Annotated in this window: 16 protein-coding genes and 1 other annotated feature; of the genes, 4 read left to right on the top strand and 12 right to left on the bottom strand. The window is 53.2% G+C overall.

Features of this window, described 5'->3' with window-relative positions:
* Positions 1-156 precede the first annotated feature (156 nt).
* Entirely contained in the window at positions 157-2172 is a 2016-nt protein-coding gene (locus tag ACI48J_RS09110; protein WP_405082541.1) for a diguanylate cyclase, read from the bottom strand.
* A gap of 317 nt (positions 2173-2489) precedes the next feature.
* Here ACI48J_RS09110 and rpsD point away from each other — a divergent pair, with 317 nt between their 5' ends.
* Positions 2490-3095 (top strand): 30S ribosomal protein S4, encoded by a 606-nt coding sequence (rpsD, locus tag ACI48J_RS09105; protein ID WP_405082540.1) that lies wholly within the window; start codon positions 2490-2492, stop codon positions 3093-3095.
* 97 nt (positions 3096-3192) lie between these two features.
* Here rpsD and tyrS read toward each other — a convergent pair whose 3' ends face one another.
* A complete protein-coding gene (gene tyrS / locus ACI48J_RS09100) occupies positions 3193-4452 on the bottom strand; it encodes a tyrosine--tRNA ligase (RefSeq protein WP_405083196.1) in 1260 nt (419 codons plus the stop codon).
* 66 nt (positions 4453-4518) lie between these two features.
* Positions 4519-4836: a binding site (T-box leader), on the bottom strand.
* A gap of 144 nt (positions 4837-4980) precedes the next feature.
* On the opposite strand from tyrS, the gene ACI48J_RS09095 reads away from it, so the two are divergent.
* On the top strand, positions 4981-8076 hold the full coding sequence (locus ACI48J_RS09095) for a transglycosylase domain-containing protein (protein ID WP_405082539.1): 3096 nt from the start codon (positions 4981-4983) through the stop codon (positions 8074-8076).
* Positions 8077-8273: 197 nt separating this feature from the next.
* Here the strand turns inward: ACI48J_RS09095 and acsA are convergent, their stop codons facing one another.
* The gene (gene acsA, locus ACI48J_RS09090) at positions 8274-9998 is read right to left on the bottom strand and encodes an acetate--CoA ligase (RefSeq protein ID WP_326052485.1); all 1725 of its coding nucleotides are present in this window, start codon (positions 9996-9998) and stop codon (positions 8274-8276) included.
* Positions 9999-10204: 206 nt separating this feature from the next.
* Here acsA and ACI48J_RS09085 point away from each other — a divergent pair, with 206 nt between their 5' ends.
* On the top strand, positions 10205-10843 hold the full coding sequence (locus ACI48J_RS09085) for a GNAT family N-acetyltransferase (protein WP_405082538.1): 639 nt from the start codon (positions 10205-10207) through the stop codon (positions 10841-10843).
* A 36-nt stretch (positions 10844-10879) separates the two neighbouring features.
* Entirely contained in the window at positions 10880-12058 is a 1179-nt protein-coding gene (locus tag ACI48J_RS09080; RefSeq protein WP_405082537.1) for an acetoin utilization protein AcuC, read from the top strand.
* Positions 12059-12225: 167 nt separating this feature from the next.
* Here ACI48J_RS09080 and ACI48J_RS09075 read toward each other — a convergent pair whose 3' ends face one another.
* From ACI48J_RS09075 to ACI48J_RS09035, 9 genes are all read right to left on the bottom strand, one after another.
* A complete protein-coding gene (locus ACI48J_RS09075) occupies positions 12226-12924 on the bottom strand; it encodes a 5'-methylthioadenosine/adenosylhomocysteine nucleosidase (RefSeq protein ID WP_405082536.1) in 699 nt (232 codons plus the stop codon).
* Between the two features lie 39 nt (positions 12925-12963).
* A complete protein-coding gene (ccpA, locus tag ACI48J_RS09070; RefSeq protein WP_405082534.1) occupies positions 12964-13983 on the bottom strand; it encodes a catabolite control protein A in 1020 nt (339 codons plus the stop codon).
* A 239-nt stretch (positions 13984-14222) separates the two neighbouring features.
* Complete coding sequence (locus ACI48J_RS09065; RefSeq protein ID WP_405082533.1) at positions 14223-14669, bottom strand: hypothetical protein; 447 nt, start codon at positions 14667-14669, stop codon at positions 14223-14225.
* A 165-nt stretch (positions 14670-14834) separates the two neighbouring features.
* The gene (locus ACI48J_RS09060; RefSeq protein ID WP_009672636.1) at positions 14835-15380 is read right to left on the bottom strand and encodes a type 1 glutamine amidotransferase domain-containing protein; all 546 of its coding nucleotides are present in this window, start codon (positions 15378-15380) and stop codon (positions 14835-14837) included.
* Between the two features lie 31 nt (positions 15381-15411).
* On the bottom strand, positions 15412-17142 hold the full coding sequence (gene ptsP, locus ACI48J_RS09055; RefSeq protein ID WP_405082532.1) for a phosphoenolpyruvate--protein phosphotransferase: 1731 nt from the start codon (positions 17140-17142) through the stop codon (positions 15412-15414).
* Positions 17135-19027: a glucose PTS transporter subunit IIA gene (locus ACI48J_RS09050; protein WP_405082531.1), complete on the bottom strand. Its 1893-nt coding sequence runs from the start codon at positions 19025-19027 to the stop codon at positions 17135-17137. The genes ptsP and ACI48J_RS09050 overlap by 8 nt, the downstream gene beginning before the upstream one ends.
* A gap of 135 nt (positions 19028-19162) precedes the next feature.
* Positions 19163-19915 (bottom strand): hypothetical protein, encoded by a 753-nt coding sequence (locus ACI48J_RS09045; protein WP_405082530.1) that lies wholly within the window; start codon positions 19913-19915, stop codon positions 19163-19165.
* A gap of 197 nt (positions 19916-20112) precedes the next feature.
* Entirely contained in the window at positions 20113-20538 is a 426-nt protein-coding gene (locus tag ACI48J_RS09040) for a CoA-binding protein (RefSeq protein ID WP_405082529.1), read from the bottom strand.
* A 51-nt stretch (positions 20539-20589) separates the two neighbouring features.
* On the bottom strand, positions 20590-21384 hold the full coding sequence (locus tag ACI48J_RS09035; RefSeq protein ID WP_405083195.1) for a C39 family peptidase: 795 nt from the start codon (positions 21382-21384) through the stop codon (positions 20590-20592).
* Between the last annotated feature and the right edge of the window lie 8 nt (positions 21385-21392).

Here is a 21392-nt window from a genome sequence, read left to right as displayed (position 1 = left end):
AACCGCGAGGCCCATTATTACGCGGCTTGTACACTTTTAACAGGCGGAATAGCCGCACGAGGCATTTCTGACGGTAATAAATGTAATCTTAAGCGGGCCCATATCACCTAGACAAACATCTAGACTCGGTTCCTATTGGCATAAAAAAAGCGCTCCTCACGAGGTGAAGGAGCGGCTTTGATCCATAACGATTTGATTCCGGCCATCGTGCTTGGCCTGGTACAAGGCCATATCGGCTTTGTAAAACAGGGATTCCACGCTGATTTTATCATCTTCCCAGAACCAGTCCGAAACCCCGCAGGACACCGTTACTCCCGGACGCGTCTCGTTCATGACTCTTTCCCGGATTCTCTCTGCTACGCGAAGAGCCTGCTGTTTTCCGACTTTCGGTAAATAAACAGCCAACTCTTCACCTCCCCAGCGGGCAGCGATGTCCGAGTCGCGGATACTTGAAGCCAGAATACCGCTGACCTGCATAAGAATCTGGTCTCCGACCTGATGGCCGTACGTATCGTTCACTTGTTTAAAATAATCGATATCCACTACGATGAGGGAGCCGCAGAAATCTTTCTTCTGCATCTCCTGTACCTGGTTATTCAAATAATGACGCGCATACAAGCCGGTCAGCTGATCCATAATGACCAACCGCTGGAGCTCCGCATGCAAAGTCGCATTCGTGATGGCCAGACCGATATGGCTGCAGAGCGCCTGTAACAGTTTGAAGTTATCGTAGGAGAAATAGTGGGGCTCGAGGTGAGCGACCAGAATAACGCCAAGCACTTCTCCCCCTCCAAGAATCGGGGCCGCCATCAACGATCTCGATTTCGACAATTCCATCAGTTTCGATGAAACGTGGAATCGCGGATCGTAATCCGAAACGATGATGGCTTCCTTCCGGTCGTAAACGAGCCCCGAGTAGCCTGTCCCCAGTTCGAGATGCTCGTAATGCAGCGGATTGAAGTTGCTCGCTTTGACGACAAGCTGATCCTTCTCTTCTTCCTTCTGGAGAATGCAGCAGAAGTCCCCTTTGAAGATATCCGTAAGTTCTCCGCAGGCGAAATCGAAGATTTCGTGAAGGCTCAAGCTTTGGGTCAGCTTCTGGGTCATATCGTTGATGAGCCGCAGCTCGTTGACCAGCAGATTGGAATGCTCGTAGAGTTTCGCATTCTCGAACGCCGTGCCGGCCGCGTCCGCGAGCAGAGTTATAAAGGAAAGCTCCGCCGGATCGACCGTATCGCACGTATATTTAAGATGAAGAACTCCGTATACACCCTGATTTCCCGAAAGAGGCGCCGCAATCTCCCTGCGGCGGATTCCGTCTCCCAAATCTTCTTCGTAGACGAACAGCTCGCCTTCCAGAAATGCCTTGGCGCAGATGTCTTCCTCGCCGCTCTGGTAGCGGAGAAGCTTGAAGGGAAGAGCCCCGTTATGATGGTCCTGCGAAAGCAGCAAATCCAGCATGACGAAAGGATACAGCTCCTGGATGCAATCGATCACGACCGTAAGAACGGCATTAACGTCGATCTGCGCATGCAGCTTGTTCGTCATCTCGAACAGCATCTCCCATTTGCGAAGCTCCCGCTCGCTGCGGTTGACCTGTCCCGACAAGGCGAGCGCCGTGCGGGCGGAATGTCCGCTCATGCTGTACTGCTGCAGCGACAGGATCTGAGACTCGAGCAGCGCTTCCAGCAGGGCGTGATCCTGAACCGGGCCGGCAAGGATGCCGATCGTTCCGACATATTCTCCGGACGGGCTGTACAGCGGAGCGGCGCAGGTCACACAGCCGCGCAGCGCCCCTTCGTTATATTGGGAACCGTCGACGGTAACCAGTCTCTGGTGGCGCTTACACTGCGAGAAAGCGGTTTGTTCGAGCAGCTCCTCCGTCCATGCTGTTCCGTCCCGGTATAGAGGGTGCAAAAAATTTTCCGCGGTATAAAATCCGATGATTTGACCGAAAGAATCAAATAGTTCCAAAGAACCATTAAACTTACGCAGGTACCGAGCCGACCGACCTATCCAATCTTTGAAAAGCTGATAGAGTTCTTCGCGCTGCGACAGAACGCCGCCCTGCCTGCCAAGATGGAGAACATAGGGCTCCAGGCTTGATTCATCAAGCTTTTTCGCGTTTTCGACGGGATAGTACGGTAAGGGGTGGTGAAGTTTGTCGCTCATAGACAACTCCTTTTCCACTTCCGAATAATTAAGAAGTATACTCCTAATGATACTAAATTTTTAGTAGTTATGCACTATCTTTTCCAAGAGTTTATACAGAGTGCCGCGCTTGACATATGCCCTTTTTTTGCATAAAATAAGTAGTCGAGTACAAAAGGTTGTCGGGAGATTTTCGTGACTCACCCTCTATAGCTTCGCTGCTGATTAGCCTGCGGCTGAACAAGCTTCTCAGAGGACGCCCTTCGCGTCCGCCGGCGAAACTATCACGTGATCTGCCCATCTATCCAAAATAACATTTGAAGAGGGGTAACATCCATATGTCACGTTATACAGGTCCTAAATTTAAACTTAGCCGTCGTCTCGGTATTTCTCTGAGCGGCAGCGGCAAAGAACTCAAGCGTCCGTTTCCTCCAGGTCAACACGGCCCGGGACAACGCAAGAAGCTGAGCAACTACGGCATGCAGCTTCAAGAGAAACAAAAGCTTCGCCTCATGTACGGCGTACACGAGAAGCAGTTCCGCAACCTTTACAGCTTTGCTGCAAAGCAAAAAGGAATTACGGGCGAAACGTTCATGCAGCTTCTTGAAAGCCGTCTGGACAACCTCGTATACCGTCTTGGTTTCTCCAACTCCCGTGCAGGCGCGCGTCAGCTTGTTGCTCACGGTCACGTGACTGTAAACGGCAAAAAAGTCGACATCGCTTCCTACTCGGTTAAAACCGGCGACGTGATCGGTCTTCGTGAAAGAAGCCGCGGTCTCTCCGTAATCAAAGAAGCACTGGCTAACCGTAACTACCTCCCGGCTTACGTTGAATTCAACGAAGCGGCTCTGGAAGGTAAATACGTTCGTCTGCCGGAGCGTTCCGAGCTTCCGCAAGAGATCGACGAGAAGCAAATTGTCGAGTTCTACAACCGTCTTTCCTAGTCAACCGTCAGGTTCGACTGCAAAAGAGCCCCGATCTCCGGATCGGGGCTCTTTTTGTGCTTCTCCCCGTTTGTGCGGGGAAAGCCTATCTCGTACATTAAGCTAGTTTGATTTTCGCGAATTTACGCTTGCCTACTTGAAGGATATCGCCGTCCTTCACTTCTACGGACGCGTTCGGGTCGGTTACTTTCTCTTCGTTCAAGCGGACACCGCCCTGCTGAATACTGCGCTTCGCTTCTCCGTTGGTCGCCTGCAGGCCCAGCGTTACGAGCAGCTTCACCAGGCGGATTCCGCCTTCTTCAAGCTCTCCGGCCGCAAGCTCGACTTCCTCGATGTCGTCCGGCAGCGCACGCTGCTGGAATACCGTGACGAAGTGGCGCTCCGCTTCACTGGCAGCTTCCTCGCCGTGGTACATGCGCACAAACGTAGCGGCCAGCCGCATTTTGGCGTCGCGGGGATGAACGCTTCCGTCTTCGATTCCCGTACGGAGCGCGCGGAGCTCGTCATGGCTCAGATCCGTCGCCAGCTCGTAGTACTTCAGCATGAGCTCGTCGGGAACGGACATCGCTTTGCCGTAAATTTCGTTAGGCGCTTCATCGATCCCGATGTAATTGCCGAGGCTTTTGCTCATCTTATTTACGCCGTCGAGTCCTTCAAGCAGCGGCATCATGATTGCGACCTGTGCCGGTACGCCGTACTCCTTCTGCAGGGTGCGCCCCATAAGCAGATTGAATTTCTGGTCCGTGCCTCCAAGCTCCACGTCGCATTTCAGCGCAACGGAATCGTAGCCCTGCATAAGCGGGTAGAAAAATTCGTGCACGTGGATAGGCTGACCGGAGGTGTAGCGTTTGGAGAAATCGTCGCGCTCCAGCACGCGGGCAACCGTCAATTTGGCGGACAGCTCCACCACATCGGCAAAAGTCAGGGGGCTGAGCCATTCCGAGTTGTAACAAACGGTAGTCTGCTCCGGATCGAGAATCTTGAAGATCTGCTTTTTGTACGTCTCCGCATTGCGCTTCACGTCTTCTTCCGTCAGCTGCTTGCGCGTCTCGGATTTCCCCGTAGGATCGCCGATACGGCCCGTGAAGTCTCCGATCAGAAGCTGCACATGATGTCCCAGTTCCTGGAACTGCCGGAGCTTGTGAAGTACTACGGTATGGCCCACATGAATATCGGGCGCGGAAGGGTCCAGACCCAGCTTGATTTTGAGCGGCCGGTTGTCCGCAAGGGACTCGGCGATCTTCAGCTTCAATTCTTCCTCCGGCACAATTTCAACCGCTCCGCGGCGCAGGATCTCAACCTGGCGTTCCGCTTCGGCCTTCTGCTCGGCCGACAACTTTTCCCATACGTCTTTCATCGTCATCTCGCTTCCATCCCTCTCGTCGCTGTAGTTTTCGCTGCATAACAAAAAGCCTTCCTGTCCACAAGGGACGAGAAGGCTTTAAACTCGCGGTACCACCCTAATTAAAGCACCTTCACCGGCATACGGGCCGGGCTGGCACTTTCACTTCATTCGGATAACGGGAAAGATCCCGGAAGAAAGCTACTGAAAGAAACTTCCGCTCTATCCTGTCCAGGCGGCGGTCGTCAAGCCGTTCCGGATCATACGGGCGGCTGCTCTCGTGTTCACAATCTCTGCTCCGGACGGTATTTCGCTGAGGAGACCGGCACCGATTCACACCCGCCATCGGCTCTCTGTTCCCTGCATCTTCCCGCTACTGAAGTCCATCGACGCATTTTGATTAATATCCAGTTCCCTAAATTTATATCATAAAGAAACAAACGGTGTCAATTCGCAGTCCTTAGGACCCAAGTCACGACGGTATTCAAGATTTTGGCTTTGTGCTATAATTGAGGCGGTTATTAAAGGAGGAATCCTGGTAATATGGCAAAAAAACTCTCTTTTTTACAAAATCCGGGAGTCCGAAAAACGCTTAAAGTCACCTTTCATACGGTTAAGTGGTTGTTTGTGGCATTTCTTGTTGTCGGAATTATGGGAGGAGCCGCCGCTTTCGGTTACGTAAGCGCTCTTGTCAAAAACGAACCCGTCCGGAATAAAGAGGAAATGCGCAAAAAAATCGAAGAGAACGCCATCACGGGTTTTGTCTACTTTAACGACGATGCCGTTATCGGACAGCTTCGTACGGAAGAAGACAGGCGGCTTGCCGAATTAAAAGAAATTCCTCAAGTCGTTCTTGATGCGGTGCTCGCGATTGAAGATAACGATTTTTACAAACACAACGGGGTTGACTTAAAAGGCTTATCCCGTGCCGTAACGCAGAAACTGCTGAACGAAGACGTACAAACCGGCGGAAGTACGATCACCCAGCAGCTGACCAGACGCGTTTTTCTGACATTGGACCGGGATGCGGGGCGTAAAGCCAAAGAAATCCTGCTGTCCTTGAGGATGGAAAGACTTTTATCCAAAGACGAGATTCTGCTGGCCTATTTAAATAAAATCCCTTACGGAAACGGATCTGCCGGCTATAACCTGTTCGGAATTAAAGCGGCCGCCAAAGGCATCTTCAATATCGACGATCTGAATCGGCTGAATGTCGCCCAGGCCGCTTACCTTGCCGGCATTCCCCAACAGCCGAGCAACTATTCGGCATACACAAGCAGCGGCGCGCCCAATCCGACGGGATTCAAAAACGCGATTACCCGCCAGAAGCTTGTGCTGAAGCGGATGCGCGAGGAGAACAAAATAAACGAAGCCCAGTACAACGAGGCACTCGCCTTCGATATTGAAGCTTCTCTTGCCCAGCGCCAGCAAAAAGCATATGCCAGCTATCCCTATCTCATGATCGAAGCCGAGAAGGAAGCTGTCAATCTGCTTCTTAAGCAGCAGAGTCCGGACCTTGATCCCGAAAAAAACGCGGCCGCTTACAGCGAAGCATCCAAGGCCATGCACACACAGCTTCTGCGCGGCGGCTATCAGATTTACACGAGCATAGACAAAACGATCTATGACTCCATGCAAACGATCGGCAAAGAAGCGAAGAACTATTCCCCGACCGATTCCAAAAAAGGCGAGGAACAAGTCGGAGCGGTCATGATGGACAGCAAAACGGGCGCCGTTCTCGGGATGATCGAAGGCCGCGATTTCAACAAATCGCAGATGAACAACGCGATCCAGGCCGTCAGGCAGCCGGGTTCCACGATGAAGCCGATTGCGGCGTACATTCCCGCCATGGAATCCGGCAAAATCCAGCCGGCCAGCGTTATCGACGATTCGCCCGTAATTTTGAAGGACGGCGGGAAAGGCTATCACATTCCCGAGAACTGGAACGACAAGTACAACGGTCTGATCACTGCCCGCAAGGCGTTGAACCAATCCTACAACATCCCGGCGATCAAGCTGTTCACGGACACCGTCGGAATTAAGGAAGCTTGGACGTTCGCCAAGAAACTGGGAATCTCCACGATTGATAAAGACGATTATACCTTTCAAACGGGCGTAATCGGCGGTCTTAAATACGGCGTGACCGTCAAGGATATGACCGGCGCTTATGCGGCCATGTCCAACAAAGGACTGTACAACGAAGCGTTTATGATCCGGAAAATTACGGATTCGACCGGCAAAGTGATTTATGAGCACGAAATGAAGCCGACGCGTGTCTTCTCCGAGGAGACTGCCTACCTGATTACAGACATGATGAGAACCGTTATTACCGAAGGAACGGCGACAAGTATCAAGAAAAGCTTTAAATTTTACGGCAAAATACCGGTGGTCGGCAAAACCGGCTCTACGCAGGATGACGCCGACGCCTGGTTCATGGGGTATACCCCGAACATTACGGTCGGTGTGTGGGCGGGTTACGAGCTTCCGGTGAATAAGCTGAGCAAAGCCGGGACTCAGCGTGCCATGAATATGTGGTCGCTCATTATGAACGCCGCCGTCGAGAAGAAACCCGAGCTGTTCCCGGACACCTCGTTTAAACGGCCTTCTACGGTCGTTCAGGCGACCGTTTCCGACGTATCCGGCAAGCTTCCGAGCGATTTGAACCGGCAGTCCGGACACGTGGTGACGGATTGGTTTAACCGCAAATACATCCCTACAACCGTCGATAACTCGATGAAATCCATGAGTACTATCGAATACAACGGCATTAACTATATTGCGCAGGACCAGACTCCGGGCGATATGGTGAAATCGAAATTTGTTATTGTCCGCGAGAAGTCGGTCAATTCCCTGCTGAAAGAGCTGTCGGCGGTTCTGAACAAACTCCCGGCGAAAAACCGCCGTCCGCTCAGCTTCTACAAACCGAAGGATTACGACGAGGACGCGCCTTCCGAGATCGATCCGCGCAAGGATGACGGAAGCGATCCGAGCGCCCCTTCCAGAGTGACGGCAACCAAATCGGGCGGCTCCGTAGTCATCACGTTCCAGCCAAGCGGGAACAACGACGTAGTCGGCTATCGGCTGTACCGTTCCGACAACGGCGGCCCGTATATCCGGCAGACGGGCAAGGTTGTCATGACCGGAAGCGACAGCAAGTTTACGGACAGCGTCAGCCCGTCTTCCGCCCAATCTTACTATGTCACGGCGGTTGACGTAGCCGGACGGGAATCCGCTCCCGGAAAAGCCTCTTCGACGGGCTCCAACTCCTCCATTGATTCCGGATTAGTTCCGGGAGGAGGAGGCAGCGGGTCAGACGGAAGCAGCCAAAACGGAGGGAACGGCGGTTCCGACCAGGAATCGGATAAGCAGACACCGTCCTCTCCTACAGGACTGACCGCGAAAGGGAACGGCAATGGTTTGAAGCTGCAATGGAACGAGAATTCTTCTAAAGATAAAGTTAAACGCTACAATGTCTACTATGCCGAGAAAGCGGACGGAAGTTACAAAAAGATCGATGCCGCTCTCTCTGCCGAATACGCAATCTCGTCCGTCAAACACGACGGGTATTACAAAGTGTCGGCCGTGAATGATGCCGGAGAGTCCCGGTTGTCTTCCGCGGTAAAATATGCGGCACGTTAAGTCAGCGGATCGCACCGGATAAATTTTAAAAAAAGCCCGTGAGGCTGCCAAGCTTGATTGCTTGGCAGCTCCGGGCTTTTCTTTTGGCTTTTCTATCAAGCGGAATCGCACAACTTGCATGAGAACGGAATTCGAACCCATGAAAAAAAGCAGTTGCAGAGCAAAAAAGAGCGGCGTGACGGCCGCTCTTTCCTCTCTTAATCTTCAATCGTCGACAGGTCGCCTGTCGGCAGGTTAAGTTCCCAAGCTTTGAGCACGCGGCGCATGATTTTACCGCTGCGCGTTTTAGGAAGTTTGTCTTTAAATTCGATCTCCCGAGGAGATGCGTGCGCAGACAAACCTTCTTTTACAAACTTGGCGATGTCCGCTTTAAGTTCATCGGATGGCTCGAACCCTTCGCGAAGCGCGATGAACGCTTTGATAATCTCGCCGCGCATCGGATCCGGCTTGCCGATAACACCCGCTTCCGCAACGGCCGGATGCTCGACCAGTTTGCTTTCCACCTCAAACGGGCCAACCCGTTCTCCCGCTGTGTTAATAACGTCGTCGATACGGCCCTGGAACCAGAAGTAGCCGTCCTCATCCATGTAAGCGGAGTCCCCGGATATATACCAGCCGCTTATTCTGAAATACTCTTCGTATTTCGCAGGGTTGTTCCAAATTTTGCGCATCATGGACGGCCAAGGCGTCTTGACCGCGAGGTTGCCCATCCGGTTAGGCGGAAGAACATTGCCGCTGTCATCGATAATGGCCGCTTCCACGCCGGGAATCGGACGTCCCATGGAGCCCGGCTTGATCGGCATGCTCGGGTAATTACAGATGAGCTGGCCGCCTGTTTCGGTCATCCACCAGGTGTCGTGAATACGCTGGCCGTAAACTTTCAGCCCCCAGCGGACGACTTCCGGGTTAAGAGGCTCCCCTACGCTCAGTACATGACGGAGCGATGAAAGATCAAACTGTTTGACCACATCGTCTCCGGCACCCATCAGCATACGGAAAGCGGTCGGAGCGCTGTACCAGACGGTCACGCCGTATTTCTGAATCGTATTATACCAATCCTGCGGACTGAAACGTCCGCCGCGGATTACGTTCGTAGCTCCGTTAAGCCAAGGGGCGAAAATACCGTAAGATGTGCCGGTAACCCAGCCTGGATCGGCCGTACACCAGTACACGTCGTCTTCTTTAAGATCAAGGACAATATTGCCCGTATAGTAATGCTGAACCATGGCGTTATGCACATGGAAAACGCCTTTGGGCTTGCCTGTCGAACCGGATGTGTAATGCAGAATCAATCCGTCTTCACGGTCTACCCATTCGATGTCGAGTTCTTCGGACGCCTGCGCCATTTCCTTGTGGAAATCCACTTGGCCTTCCTGCAGATCAAGATCCTCGCCAACGACAATGACATGCTTCAGATTAGGCAGCTCGGCCGTTGGGATTCGGTCCACGAGTGCGGGTGTCGTAATAATGGCGACAGCCTCGCTGTCCTGCAGACGGTCGCGCACCGCCATTTCCATGAATGCTTCGAAGAGCGGTCCGACTACCGCACCGATCTTGATGGCTCCGAGAAGCGCCATATACAGTTCCGGAGTACGCGGCATGAAAATAAAGAAACGGTCTCCCTTATTCACACCAAGCTTGCGGAGCACATTCCCGAATTGATTGGATGTCGTTTTCAATTGAGAGAAAGTATAGGACTCGTCTCTCTTCTGATCGCTATAATAGAGGGCAACTTTGTCTTTTCTGGAAGATTCGGCATGGCGGTCGATCGCTTCGTAAGCCATGTTCACTTTGCCCGTATCGAACCAGGAAAAATTGGATTCTATCTCTTCCCAATTGAACGATTCCCGGGCTTTCTCGTAATCGCCTAGATTGCCGTTTTGTGAAACCGCATCTACCACTTCACCTTTTAATTGGTTCATTTCTCCTACCTCCCGACAATTGAAACGCTTTCAATCTTTTTTGAATGCTTTGTGCCTGACAGGAAGAAAAGCGTACTTTTCACCATGTATATTATATCACAGCAGGTTATGTTTGCCTATTGCTTTTCAATTCGCCGAAAAATGTGATATAAGAGAGTATAGAGAGAACTGCGTTACCGACGCCGCTTTTAAGGAGACTCCCTCTCATGGACCATAAAAAAATTTATCATTCGCACTCTTTCGTACCGCCTGGCCTGGATGCGGAGATCACCGTGGAGGGTCCCGTATCCCCTGACCACCTGCGCGGCCTTCAGATGCATGCCGATCTGGACGCTTTCCGCAAGCCGAGAGACCAGCACGAAGCCCTGATCGAAATCGCGGAGCTTCCCGAGGGCCGCATTATTATCGCCCGTACCGGGGATTGGATTGTAGGCTATGTCACCTTCCATTATCCCGATGAAATCGAACGCTGGTCCCAAGGCAATATGCCCGACCTGATTGAACTCGGGGCGATCGAAGTGGCCAACAGCTACCGGGCTCTCGGACTCGGCAAGAAGATGATCCGGCTCGCTTTTACGGACGGTCAGCTTGAGAACGTCATTACGTTCACGACCGAATATTATTGGCATTGGGACCTGGAAAGCAGCGGGCTCAGTGTATGGGATTACCGCAAAATGATGGAAAACCTGATGAAATGCGTAGATATGGTGTGGTTTGCCACCGACGATCCCGAAATATGTTCGCACCCGGCCAACTGCCTGATGGTTCGCATCGGAAGCAAAGTTCCCCTCGCTTCCGTCGAGCAGTTCGACCGCATCCGCTTTCAACAACGGTTCATGTATTAAGAACCATTTCCTGGGTTACGGGAGGAACAGCTCGAGATGAAGAACGAATCGGTTTTTGTATTTAACGAGCATGAAGCGACCTACAAGTTCAACGAGGAACATCCGTTTAATCCGAAAAGACTGCTGCTCACGATTGACCTTCTCAGAAAAGCCGGAGCTCTGAACGACTCCGAAATCGTGCACCCCCGTGTAGCCACGGATGACGAGCTTCTCCGCGTCCATCAACCCGCTTATATCGATGCCGTGAAAGCGCTTAGCGAACTCTCCCCTTCGCTTGAGTGGGTAAACAGCGCGGCCAAGTACGGATTGGACACCGAGGACACGCCCTATTTCGCCTGGATGCATGACGTCACCTCCATGGTAGTCGGCGGTTCCATAACCGCCGCCGACACCGTAATGTCAGGCAGAGCGAAGCGCGCATTCCATCTGGGAGGCGGCCTGCACCATGCTCTGCAGAGCAAAGGAGCCGGCTTCTGCGTCTATAACGACGCTTCCGCCGCCATTGCCCATCTTACCGAGCACTACAACGCGCGGGTTCTGTACATCGACACGGATGTCCACCACGGCGACGGCGTTCAATGGAGCTTTTACAGCGATCCGCGCGTATGCACGTTCTCGATCCATGAAACCGGGAAATATTTATTTCCGGGGACGGGGGATGTGACGGAGCGGGGCGAGGGCGAAGCCTTCGGCACCTGCGTGAATGTTCCGGTGGAGCCGTACACCGAAGACGACTCCTGGCTTGAAAGCTTTGAAGCGGTTCTGGTGCCGCTGATTGAGCGCTTCAAGCCCGATATCATCGTGTCGCAGCACGGCTGCGACGCGCATGCCCTTGATCCGCTGGCCCACGTACACTGTTCCATGCGGATCTACAAAAGAATGCCCGAGCTTATCCGCGAGCTGGCCGACAAGTGGTGTGACGGCCGCTGGGTTGCGCTCGGCGGCGGCGGATACGACATCTATAGGGTCGTCCCGCGTGCCTGGAGCCTGGTCTGGCTGGTCATGACCGGCCACCCGCTGCTTCAGGAGCTGGAGAGCAATCCGCTCCTTCCCCTGCCCGCCGGCTGGATTGCCGAGCATCAGCCGGGCAGTCCCGTTAAGCTCCCTGCCACTTGGCTCGACGCCGTCGACGATTGGGAACCCATCCCGCGCCGGGACATTATTGCCGAGAAGAACAAAAAAACCGTGGAGATCGCTCTGCTTTATTTAAAATAAGAGAGCGGTCCCCGCGGTTTTTTAATTGTGTTTTCTTCCGTTCGGCACAGTATTTTACCTTCACCGCTTCGCGCATGGCGTAATGGGACGGCATACAAATCCGTTAATCAAAAAAGGCTGACCGGTCGAGAAACCCGGTCAGCCTTTTTCATATGCTTGTTACTCTGTTATAGAGAGCGCACCATATGTTCAATGATCCGGTGTGAATTTTCGGAAGCCTGCTTGGTAAACTCCGCGAAATTAACGTGCGCCGATCCGTCCGCTTTATCGGACATGGACCGGATAACGACGAACGGAACTTTGTTCATGGAACAAACCTGCGCCACGGCCGCACCTTCCATCTCCGTGCAGGTCCCGCCGAGCTCCTGATGAAGCTCCGCCACTTTGTCGCGCGAAGCGACGAATTGGTCCCCGGACAGGACGAGTCCCTGCTTCGTTCTTCCCTGGAACAGCTCCCGGCTTGCCACATCCGCCAGTTCGACCAGCCGAGGGTCCGCTTTGAAGACCGAAACTTCCTCGTAAGGAATGACTCCGCGCGGGAAGCCAAGAGGCGTCACATCCATGTCATGCTGCATGCAGGTTGTGGAAATGACGATGTCGCCGATATTCAGCTCGGGATCGAGCGCTCCGGCAACGCCTGTAAACAGCACGGCATCAACGCCGAAGCCGTCAATCAGAATTTGCGTGCAGACGGCGGCGTTCACCTTGCCTACTCCCGATTTGCAAACCACAACGGATTTGCCTTCAAACTGGCCTTCCCTGTATGTAATGCCGGCTTTATTCGTTTCGGTTACGCCGCTCATCCCGCCGACAAGCAGTTCGATTTCTTCATTCATGGCGCCGATCAGACCGATTTTATTAATCATCCTAGTGTAACCTCTCCTTTCCGCTCAACAAAAAGCGGCTCAACGAGGAGCCACTGAGCTGCGCTTAATGATTTCGTGCGGGAGAACGACTTGAGTAAGTTCCATCGTTTCCTTGTTCATCAACTTCGTAAGCAGACGCATGGACACCGCGCCGATATCGTACATAGGCTGTGCCACTGTCGTTAATTGAGGGCGCACCATAGAAGCCATCCGGATATTATCGATACTCATCACGGAAATATCCTTCGGTACGGAAAGCCCTTCGTCCTGAATTTTGTGAATGGCGCCGATCGCCATTTCGTCCGTCGCCGAGAAAATAGCGGTTGGGCGCGTCGGCAGCTTCAGGAAATAATCCGTCGCATCGATTCCCGATTCATACCGGTAATTGCCCAGTCTCACGTAATCTTCGTTCACTTCGATGCCTGCATCCTCCAGCGCCTTCTTGTAGCCCTGGTAGCGAGCAAAGCCGTTAGCCGGATCCTGGAGAGGTCCGGAGATCATGGCGATCGTACGGTGGCCGCTCTCGATCAGAAGCTGCACGGCATCGTAAGCCGCTTTCTCGTGGTCGATATCGACGGACGGCATTACGTTCTGCTCATCGGCCGTACCGCAGAGCACAACCGGAACGGAAGAAGTCCGGAACGCATTGATATGATCTTCCGTCACGACGCCACCCATAAAGAGAAGCCCGTCCACCTGCTTCTCCAGCAGGGTGTTGATGACGCGGATTTCTTTCTCTTTCTTCTTGTCGGCGTTGCTCAAAATAATATTGTAATGATACATGTTCGCAATATCTTCGATTCCGCGCGCCACTTCCGCAAAAATCGAGTTTGAAATATCGGGGATAACCACGCCGACTGTCGTTGTTTTCTTCGATGCAAGCCCACGGGCAACAGCATTGGGGCGATAACCGAGCCGTTCGATTGCTTCGAATACTTTCTTCCTTGTCTGCGGCTTCACGTTCGGGTTATTGTTGACGACACGCGAAACCGTGGCCATCGATACTCCTGCTTCTCTTGCTACGTCATAAATAGTAACGGTCACGGTCACTCTCTCCATTTATTCGAATATTCGTCGTCCTTGCCATATTACAGACTATCATACGACATTATTTCCCTTTTCGCAATTAAAACACTTTCACACCTAATAGTAGCAAAAAATACGAATGAAAGCCAACTCGCCGATTTTCATACCCGCTCCCCGCAGGAATTCCATCGTACAAGTTGGCTATGTAATCAACTGCAAACCTATCCAAGCGCATCCCGCGGGTGGTATGAAGGAAAGGGTACTGCGGGCAATCAGCCGCTGGTCCTATCCGCAAAAACTTCCTGCAGCCGGTCGTCCGACAGCACATGCTCGCTGATTTGGGCCAGCCTGCTGCGAATCTCCTCCGCCCAGCTCATATCCCCGATAGAGGTAGCCAGAAGCAGCAGATCCAGCAGTTCATTGACTCTTTCCTCCACGGCCTGCTTAAATCCGTACCCATCGTCAGAGGAACAGGCGAGCCGGACAATGAGGCAGGCGATTTCGGACACGTCTTCGAACCGGAGGATCTGCTTTTCCGGTTTCGGGCCCAACGTATCGATCAATTCCGTAACTTTAGGTTTTACGCTCGAATAAACAACGCTTTTCCCGCATGCTTCGCATGAGTAGATGGGTACGTTTTCAATCTCTACTTTCTGTTGAAACACGACGGTTCTCAGGCATAAATGAATCGGTTGTCCGCAGCAGTACCCTTTTTGCATAATCACTCACTCCTTTAGCAGCCGATAGAACCTTGCTGTCTTCGTCTTACCTAGCTACTTCGATCCGGGTGAATAATATTCCTGCTTTTCGGGCCCTGTCACATATTCCCTTTTCATGAAAATTTCATTTTATTTTTGAAGGCAGCGTCATCTCTGAGCCAAACGCTAGTTTGAGGCCTTTTTCTGAATCAATACCTCAATAAAAGCTTTCATAAAAGCGGGCAGATCCGGAGGACGCCGCCCCGAAACGATATTGCGGTCGACCACGGCTTCCTCGTCCACCCAGATCGCTCCGGCGTTTTCAAGATCATCCCGGATGCCCGGCGTAGAGGTCATCGTATAGCCTTCCACGATTTTGGCCGAAATCAAAACCCAGCCCGCGTGACAAATCTGCGCAATCGGTTTTTGCGCTTCATGAATTTCGCGGGTAAACCGCAGAACGTCCGCATATCTGCGCAGTTTATCGGGCGCCCAGCCGCCAGGCACGTACAGCCCGTCATAATCGGCCGCGCTTACGTCTCCGAACGCGACATCCGTCGTAATCGGCACGCCGTATTTGCCGTGATAGATTTCCCCCGCTTTAGGGCCTGCAATATCGACGACTGCTCCCGCTTCCCGTAAACGAAGAACGGGGTACCACATTTCCAGATCCTCGAATTCCTCATCGACAAACGCCAGTATGCGCTGGCCTTTCAAATCCTGTACGGTCATAGTAAATCCCTCCTGGTTTAGTGAGAATTGGTTAAGAAGCGCTCGAGCGGGAATCCGCCTGCCGCAGCACCTGCTCAATTTCCTCGCTGGTGCCGCACTTCAGGACTTCCTGAAGCAGGCGTTCGCACTCGGCGTGATTGCTCGTCAGCAGACGGTGCTTGATCGGAAGAATGAGCTGGACGGACATGCTCAGCTCCTCGATGCCTAGCCCCAGCCAAAGAGGCAGCGCGCGGATATCCCCGGCGAACTCTCCGCATACGGCAACGGGTATACCGGCCGCCTTGGCCGCATCAATGGTCAGCTTCAGCAGGCGGATTACGGCGGGATGATACGGATTGTACAAATGGGCGATGCTGTCGTTCATCCGGTCCACCGCCAAAACGAACTGGATCAGATCGTTGGTTCCGATGCTGAAGAAATCGACTTCTTTGGCCAGAACGTCGGCAATCAGGGCCGCGCCCGGCACTTCGATCGTCAAGCCGACCTCAATGTCGGGGTTAAACGGCTTGCCCCGGCTTTTCAGCTCCTGCTTGGCTTCCGCCAGCAGAGCGTTGGCCTCTCTGAGCTCGCCTAGCGAAGAGATCATCGGGTACATAAGCTTTACTTGACCAAAGTGCGAGGCCCGCAAAATCGCGCGGAGCTGGGTTTTGAACAGCTCGCGGCGATCCAGCGAGATCCGGATGGCGCGGCATCCCAGCGCCGGATTCTCCTCCACCTGAAGCGGAAGATAATCCAGCTTCTTGTCTCCGCCGATATCCAGCGTGCGGATGATGAGCGGCCTGCCGTCCAGCTTGACCGCCGCCTGTTTATACACCTCGGTCTGCTCCTCTTCATCCGGCAGGGAGTCGCGGTCCATGTAGAGAAATTCCGAGCGGAATAAGCCGACCCCGACGGCGCCGTTTTTAAGCACCTGGTCGATTTCTTTGATCGAGCTGATATTCGCCGCCAGCCGGACCTGCTTGCGGTCCTGAGTCATGGACGGGACGTGGGCGATTTCCTGCAGCCGCTCGCGATGCATGAGCCAGTCCGTCTTACGCGACTCGTACAACTCCACGGTGCCGCTGTCGGGGTTCACGTAGACGATCCCTTCCTCGCCGTCCACAATCATCAAGTCTCCGTTCTGAATAGGCCGGATAAGCTTGCCTTCCAGCCCCAGCACGAAAGGAATTCCCATCGCGCGGCTCATAATCGATGTGTGCGAGGTCAGTCCGCCCATCATCGTGACGATACCCAGAACGCGGGCCGGGTCCAAATGTACCAGTTGGGAAGGGGTAAGCTCCTTTGCCACGAGTACGTAGGAATGATCCGTCGGCGGCGGAGTCTCGTCCCCGCTGCCCAGCAGATGCTTCAGAAGACGGTTGCCTACGTCTTTGATGTCCATGGCCCGTTCTTTCATATAGTCATCGTCCAACACATCGAACATTTCGACGAATTTGTCGATCACTTCTTTGACGGCCACCTCTGCGGCTTTGTACTGCCGGCTGATGATGCCCTGAATTTCGTTCATAAACACGGGATCTTCCAAAATCGCCAGATGAGCGTCGAAAATGTACGATTGCTCCTGGCCCAGGACGTCCCGGATCTCTTGTTTGATATGTTCCAATTCGTCTTTGGACGAACGGATCCCGTCATACAGCCGTTCGAATTCAAACGACAAATCGGTGGCGTCCACCATCTTATCCGGGAACTCCCAATCCCAGGCGGGGATCACGTAAGCGGGACCCATGGCGATCCCCGATGAAGCTCCTATCCCTTTAAACATTTGAAGTCCCTCCGCTCTGTTCCGGTTTTTTCAGCACAACGGACATCACGGACGCCTGCCCTTTTTTCACGGATTTATAGGGGGCGAAGCTCCATGATTTGACACGGTCCGAATTGGTAATCACCATAGGGGTGGCCAGCGATTTGGCGTGCTTCTTCAACTGATTGTAATTAAAACGGATCAGCAGTTGCCCCGCCTCCACCTCGTCTCCGGGCTGTACTTGGGCCTCGAAGAAATTTCCGGTTAATGTGGATGTGTCGATGCCGATGTGCAGCAGAACTTCAAGTCCTTCCTCTGTCTGAATCCCGAGCGCATGCATCGTCGGATAGACGTGCATGATTTTACCGGCTACCGGCGACAGCAGCTCCCCTTTATCCGGTATGAAAGCAACCCCGTTGCCGACAATTTTTCCGGCGAAAATGCGATCCGGAACGTCCTCCAGCGGAATCATTCTCCCCGCCATCGGGGAACTAAAGAGCACAAGCTGAATGTCTTTGCGCAGCAGCTTCATGATTTCTTCCCGGATCAGTTCGGAGAATGTGCCGAAAACGACCTGCACGTTGCCGCCGCCTAAGCGGATGACTCCGGCCGCTCCAAGGTGCTTCAGTGCGGCGATATCCATGAGGCGGTCGGATTCGAGGGTCAATCTCAGCCGTGTGATGCAGGCTTCGATTTTTTTGATATTCCCCTTGCCTCCGAGCGCTTGGACGATAAGCGGAGCCCGGTAAGGGATATCCCCTGCCCATTCTTCGAGCGATGAACCTTCCTCCCGCCCCGGGGTCGGAATGCGGTAACGCCGGATGGCGTACCTGAACATGACATAGTACACCGCTCCGAACACTAATCCGATCGGAATGAGCATCCATCCGTTGCGCGACAAATGCTCGTTAATGACAAAATCGATAGCTCCGGCGGAATAAGAGAAGCCGTGCGAGATATTCAGCGCATACGCGATCCACATGGCAAAGCCGGATAAAATGGCATGAATCACGAACAAGTAAGGAGCGACGAACAGAAAGGCAAACTCAATCGGCTCCGTGACGCCGGTCAGGAAGGAAGTCAGCGCCGCCGTCATAAAAGTTACTCGGACATGAGGCTTCAAATCTTCCCGGGCCTCGTGGATAATGGCGAAGGCAATGGCGGGAAGCGCGAACATCATAATCGGATACAACCCGGCCATGTAGGCCCCGGCCGTCGGATCACCCGCGAAGAAACGGGGCAGATCGCCGTAAACCATGTCTCCGTTCGGTTCTTTGTAAGCACCCAGTTGAAACCAGAAGAAGTTGTTCAGAATATAATGAAGCCCGGAAGGCACAAGAAGACGATGCGCGATGCCGTACAAGAAAGCACCGAATCCGCCGAGGCTGAGAACCCATGCCGTCAACTGCTCCATCCCGTTCTCCAGGACGGGGCCCAGCTTGATCATGAGGATGGACAGGACGAGCGTAACGACTCCCATAATAAGCGGAACCATCCGCGGCCCTCCGAAAAACTGTACATATTCGGGGAGCTGGATTCGCTTGCACCGGTGGTATGCGACCGCCGACAGCAGACCGATCAGGATTCCTCCCGCGACACCCAATTGAAACGTTTCGCCCAGTTGATGCTGGGTCAGTACGGTGAATAAAAAATAGCTCATCAGTGCGGAAAGTCCGGCGATACCCGCATTCTCCGTCAAACCGAGAGCAACGCCTACCGCGAACACGAGCGGCAAATATGTAAAAATGGTATGACCCGCAAGCAGCATCATATCGCCGAGCCATGCCGCCCCCATACTGTCCCATGGCAGGATTCCCAGTCGTATAAGCACTGCGGCAACAGGGAGCGTAATCATCGGAAGCATTAAAGAACGCCCGAATTGCTGCAAATTTCCCATCCAGTTCAACTTAAGCCCTGCCTCCTCTCTATTTCGATCCTAATGGCTGCCGCACTTTTTGTCAAAAACAAATAAGCGGGTCCGAAGACCCGCTTGTTGGCGTCATGCAGCATAACGATGCTGTGAGCTATCGTCAGCCTTTAATTAAAACGTACCTGTCGTGTACGGAATGCCTGTGTTAAAACGGCCGGATTGAGCGGAACCCACGCTGCTGGAGTAACCGCCGAACTGCTGCTGAGCCGGAGTTTGGGAATCCGAAGTCAGGTAGCTGTCATGGGCCGGCTGGTCGCCGCGGTAGTTAGCCGTATGGTAAGACTGCGGAGACGCGGCTTGGCTGTAGCTTTGCGTGCCGTAGCCTTGGCCATAGGATTGACCGTAGGATTGGGAACCGTAGTTTTGTTGAGAGCCGTAGCCTTGGCCGATAGGGGATTGGCTCAGCCCGTAAGAAGCTTGGCCGTAGCCTTGCTGGGACGGAGTCTGGGAATCCGAACGCAGGTAGCTGTCGTGTCCCGGCTGATCGCCACGGTAGTTAGCCGTGTGATAAGACTGAGGGGAAGCGAATTGTCCGTAGCTTTGTTGTTGGTTCGTGTAAGATTGATTTCCTTGGTTGCCGTAAGCTTGGGAACCGAAGGATTGAGTCAGGCCGTAGGAAGCTTGTCCGAAGCCTTGTTGTTGGGCCGGAGTTTGGGAATCCGAGCGCAGGTAGCTGTCGTGACCCTGTTGGTTGCCGCGGTAGTTAGCCGTGTGGAACGATTGCGGGTTTTGGTAGCTGCCGTATTGAGAATTTTGGAACTGGTTCTGACCGTACGAAGATTGAACATAACCGGTCGGCTGGAACTTGTTTTGGTATTGGGACTGGGAGCCGATACCAGCTTGATTTTGATACTGGTTGTACATGCGGAGTTCCTCCTTTAAGGAAATTAATGAGTCTTCCAGACAAGTCTTTCCTTGTTCTGAAGCCTCCACTATTGTTTGCAGGAGCCGCTGAAATTATGAACCGTCCCAGAAAAATTTTTTGCAGAAAAAAATAAAACCCGACTAGAGCTTGCGCTTTAGTCGGGTAATGACACTTTTAGCGGCTGTGCCGCACCGGTTCAGTTGCCTCTCGGATTCAAAATCGCATCTTCCACTTTGATGCAGCGGTCCATTACGACCGTCAGCCCGCCGCGTTGCGCAATTTCCGCCGCTTCTTCATTATAAACGCCCTGCTGAAGCCAAAGAACTTTGGCCCCCTTACGTACCGCTTCCTCTGCGATCGGCACAACCTGGTCGCTTCTGCGGAACACATTGACGATATCCACATGACCGGGAATATCGGACAGACTGGCATAGCTTTTGCCGCCCAAAATGACATCCGCATTCGGATTAACCGGAATAATCTCGTATCCGCGGGATTTCATGGCTGCCGATACCATGTGCGACACCCTTTCCGGGTTATCGGACAAACCTACTACGGCAATGGGGCCGGCCGAAGCCAGCAAGGTTTTGATTTCGTCTCTGGTCGGGTTTTCAAATGGCATGAGAACACTCCCTTTCGCTATTTAAAGAACCGGCTTGTCCGTTGTCTGGTCTTAATCAGCCGTATAGGACAAGCCCTGCTTGCCCATCGCTTCCCAGATGCCGATGAACAGTTTTTTATCCAGCTGAACATTTTTGCTGCCCGTCCACGGGTCGTTCACGTAAACGGACGTCTCGTCGTAACCGACCATTAATACCGCATGCTCGGAAAATGTCGCGCGGATCGGACCGATAGAGGTATTCCATTCGGACCAGCGGGTCGGCATCGTGAAACCGATGGTCGTCCAAACGACGACCGGGCGGCCGTTTGCGATTTGTTTTTCATACACGTCAAAGGATTCGCCCGTCAAATCTACGGCAGAAGGAATATGCGATTTCAACAGCGGAAACAGCGCCTTGTGGTAAATGCCGAAGCCTTTGGATTGCCCGGTACCGTCTCCCACATAGCCAATGTTCGGGTGGCCCCACGAGGCAATCGTCCCGTCTTTGTTCCAAACGATAGGAGTCGGGTCCTTCGGCATTTCTTCGTACAGCTGCATCTTGTCCAGCTTGATGCCTTTATAATGAAGCATCATGGCAATCGAAGTAATTTCACAGCCGGACGGCAGTTCCGGTTTCTGCGCGATAACGGGCGCGTCGATCATAGCCTTCGTTTTCCGCTGCTCTTGAACCTGTTCCGCCGCCGGTGGCTGCTCAGGCTCAGGCAGAGGCTGTTTTTCCAATTTCGCGTCCATGGCCATGACGGTCTGAACGTCTTGCCCGCTTATTTTGGCATATAGCATCACAGACATGAAACCGCCTGAGAACAATAACCCGAGGATCAGAAAGAAACCGAACGTCACTTTCATGCCCCTCC

Source organism: Paenibacillus chitinolyticus (genome assembly GCF_045038035.1).
In the GTDB taxonomy this organism is placed as follows: domain Bacteria; phylum Bacillota; class Bacilli; order Paenibacillales; family NBRC-103111; genus Paenibacillus_F; species Paenibacillus_F chitinolyticus_A.
Note: the sequence above shows the minus strand (reverse complement) of the source record. Positions and strands in the feature narration are given on the sequence as shown.

Excerpts from the sequence above, each read along its gene's own strand:
- ACI48J_RS09110 (WP_405082541.1), bottom strand. The coding sequence starts at position 2,172 with ATGAGCGACAAACTTCACCACCCCTTACCGTACTATCCCGTCGAAAAC.
- rpsD (WP_405082540.1), top strand. The coding sequence starts at position 2,490 with ATGTCACGTTATACAGGTCCTAAATTTAAACTTAGCCGTCGTCTCGGT.
- tyrS (WP_405083196.1), bottom strand. The coding sequence starts at position 4,452 with ATGAAAGACGTATGGGAAAAGTTGTCGGCCGAGCAGAAGGCCGAAGCG.
- ACI48J_RS09095 (WP_405082539.1), top strand. The coding sequence starts at position 4,981 with ATGGCAAAAAAACTCTCTTTTTTACAAAATCCGGGAGTCCGAAAAACG.
- acsA (WP_326052485.1), bottom strand. The coding sequence starts at position 9,998 with ATGAACCAATTAAAAGGTGAAGTGGTAGATGCGGTTTCACAAAACGGC.
- ACI48J_RS09085 (WP_405082538.1), top strand. The coding sequence starts at position 10,205 with ATGGACCATAAAAAAATTTATCATTCGCACTCTTTCGTACCGCCTGGC.
- ACI48J_RS09080 (WP_405082537.1), top strand. The coding sequence starts at position 10,880 with ATGAAGAACGAATCGGTTTTTGTATTTAACGAGCATGAAGCGACCTAC.
- ACI48J_RS09075 (WP_405082536.1), bottom strand. The coding sequence starts at position 12,924 with ATGATTAATAAAATCGGTCTGATCGGCGCCATGAATGAAGAAATCGAA.
- ccpA (WP_405082534.1), bottom strand. The coding sequence starts at position 13,983 with ATGGAGAGAGTGACCGTGACCGTTACTATTTATGACGTAGCAAGAGAA.
- ACI48J_RS09065 (WP_405082533.1), bottom strand. The coding sequence starts at position 14,669 with ATGCAAAAAGGGTACTGCTGCGGACAACCGATTCATTTATGCCTGAGA.
- ACI48J_RS09060 (WP_009672636.1), bottom strand. The coding sequence starts at position 15,380 with ATGACCGTACAGGATTTGAAAGGCCAGCGCATACTGGCGTTTGTCGAT.
- ptsP (WP_405082532.1), bottom strand. The coding sequence starts at position 17,142 with ATGTTTAAAGGGATAGGAGCTTCATCGGGGATCGCCATGGGTCCCGCT.
- ACI48J_RS09045 (WP_405082530.1), bottom strand. The coding sequence starts at position 19,915 with ATGTACAACCAGTATCAAAATCAAGCTGGTATCGGCTCCCAGTCCCAA.
- ACI48J_RS09040 (WP_405082529.1), bottom strand. The coding sequence starts at position 20,538 with ATGCCATTTGAAAACCCGACCAGAGACGAAATCAAAACCTTGCTGGCT.
- ACI48J_RS09035 (WP_405083195.1), bottom strand. The coding sequence starts at position 21,384 with ATGAAAGTGACGTTCGGTTTCTTTCTGATCCTCGGGTTATTGTTCTCA.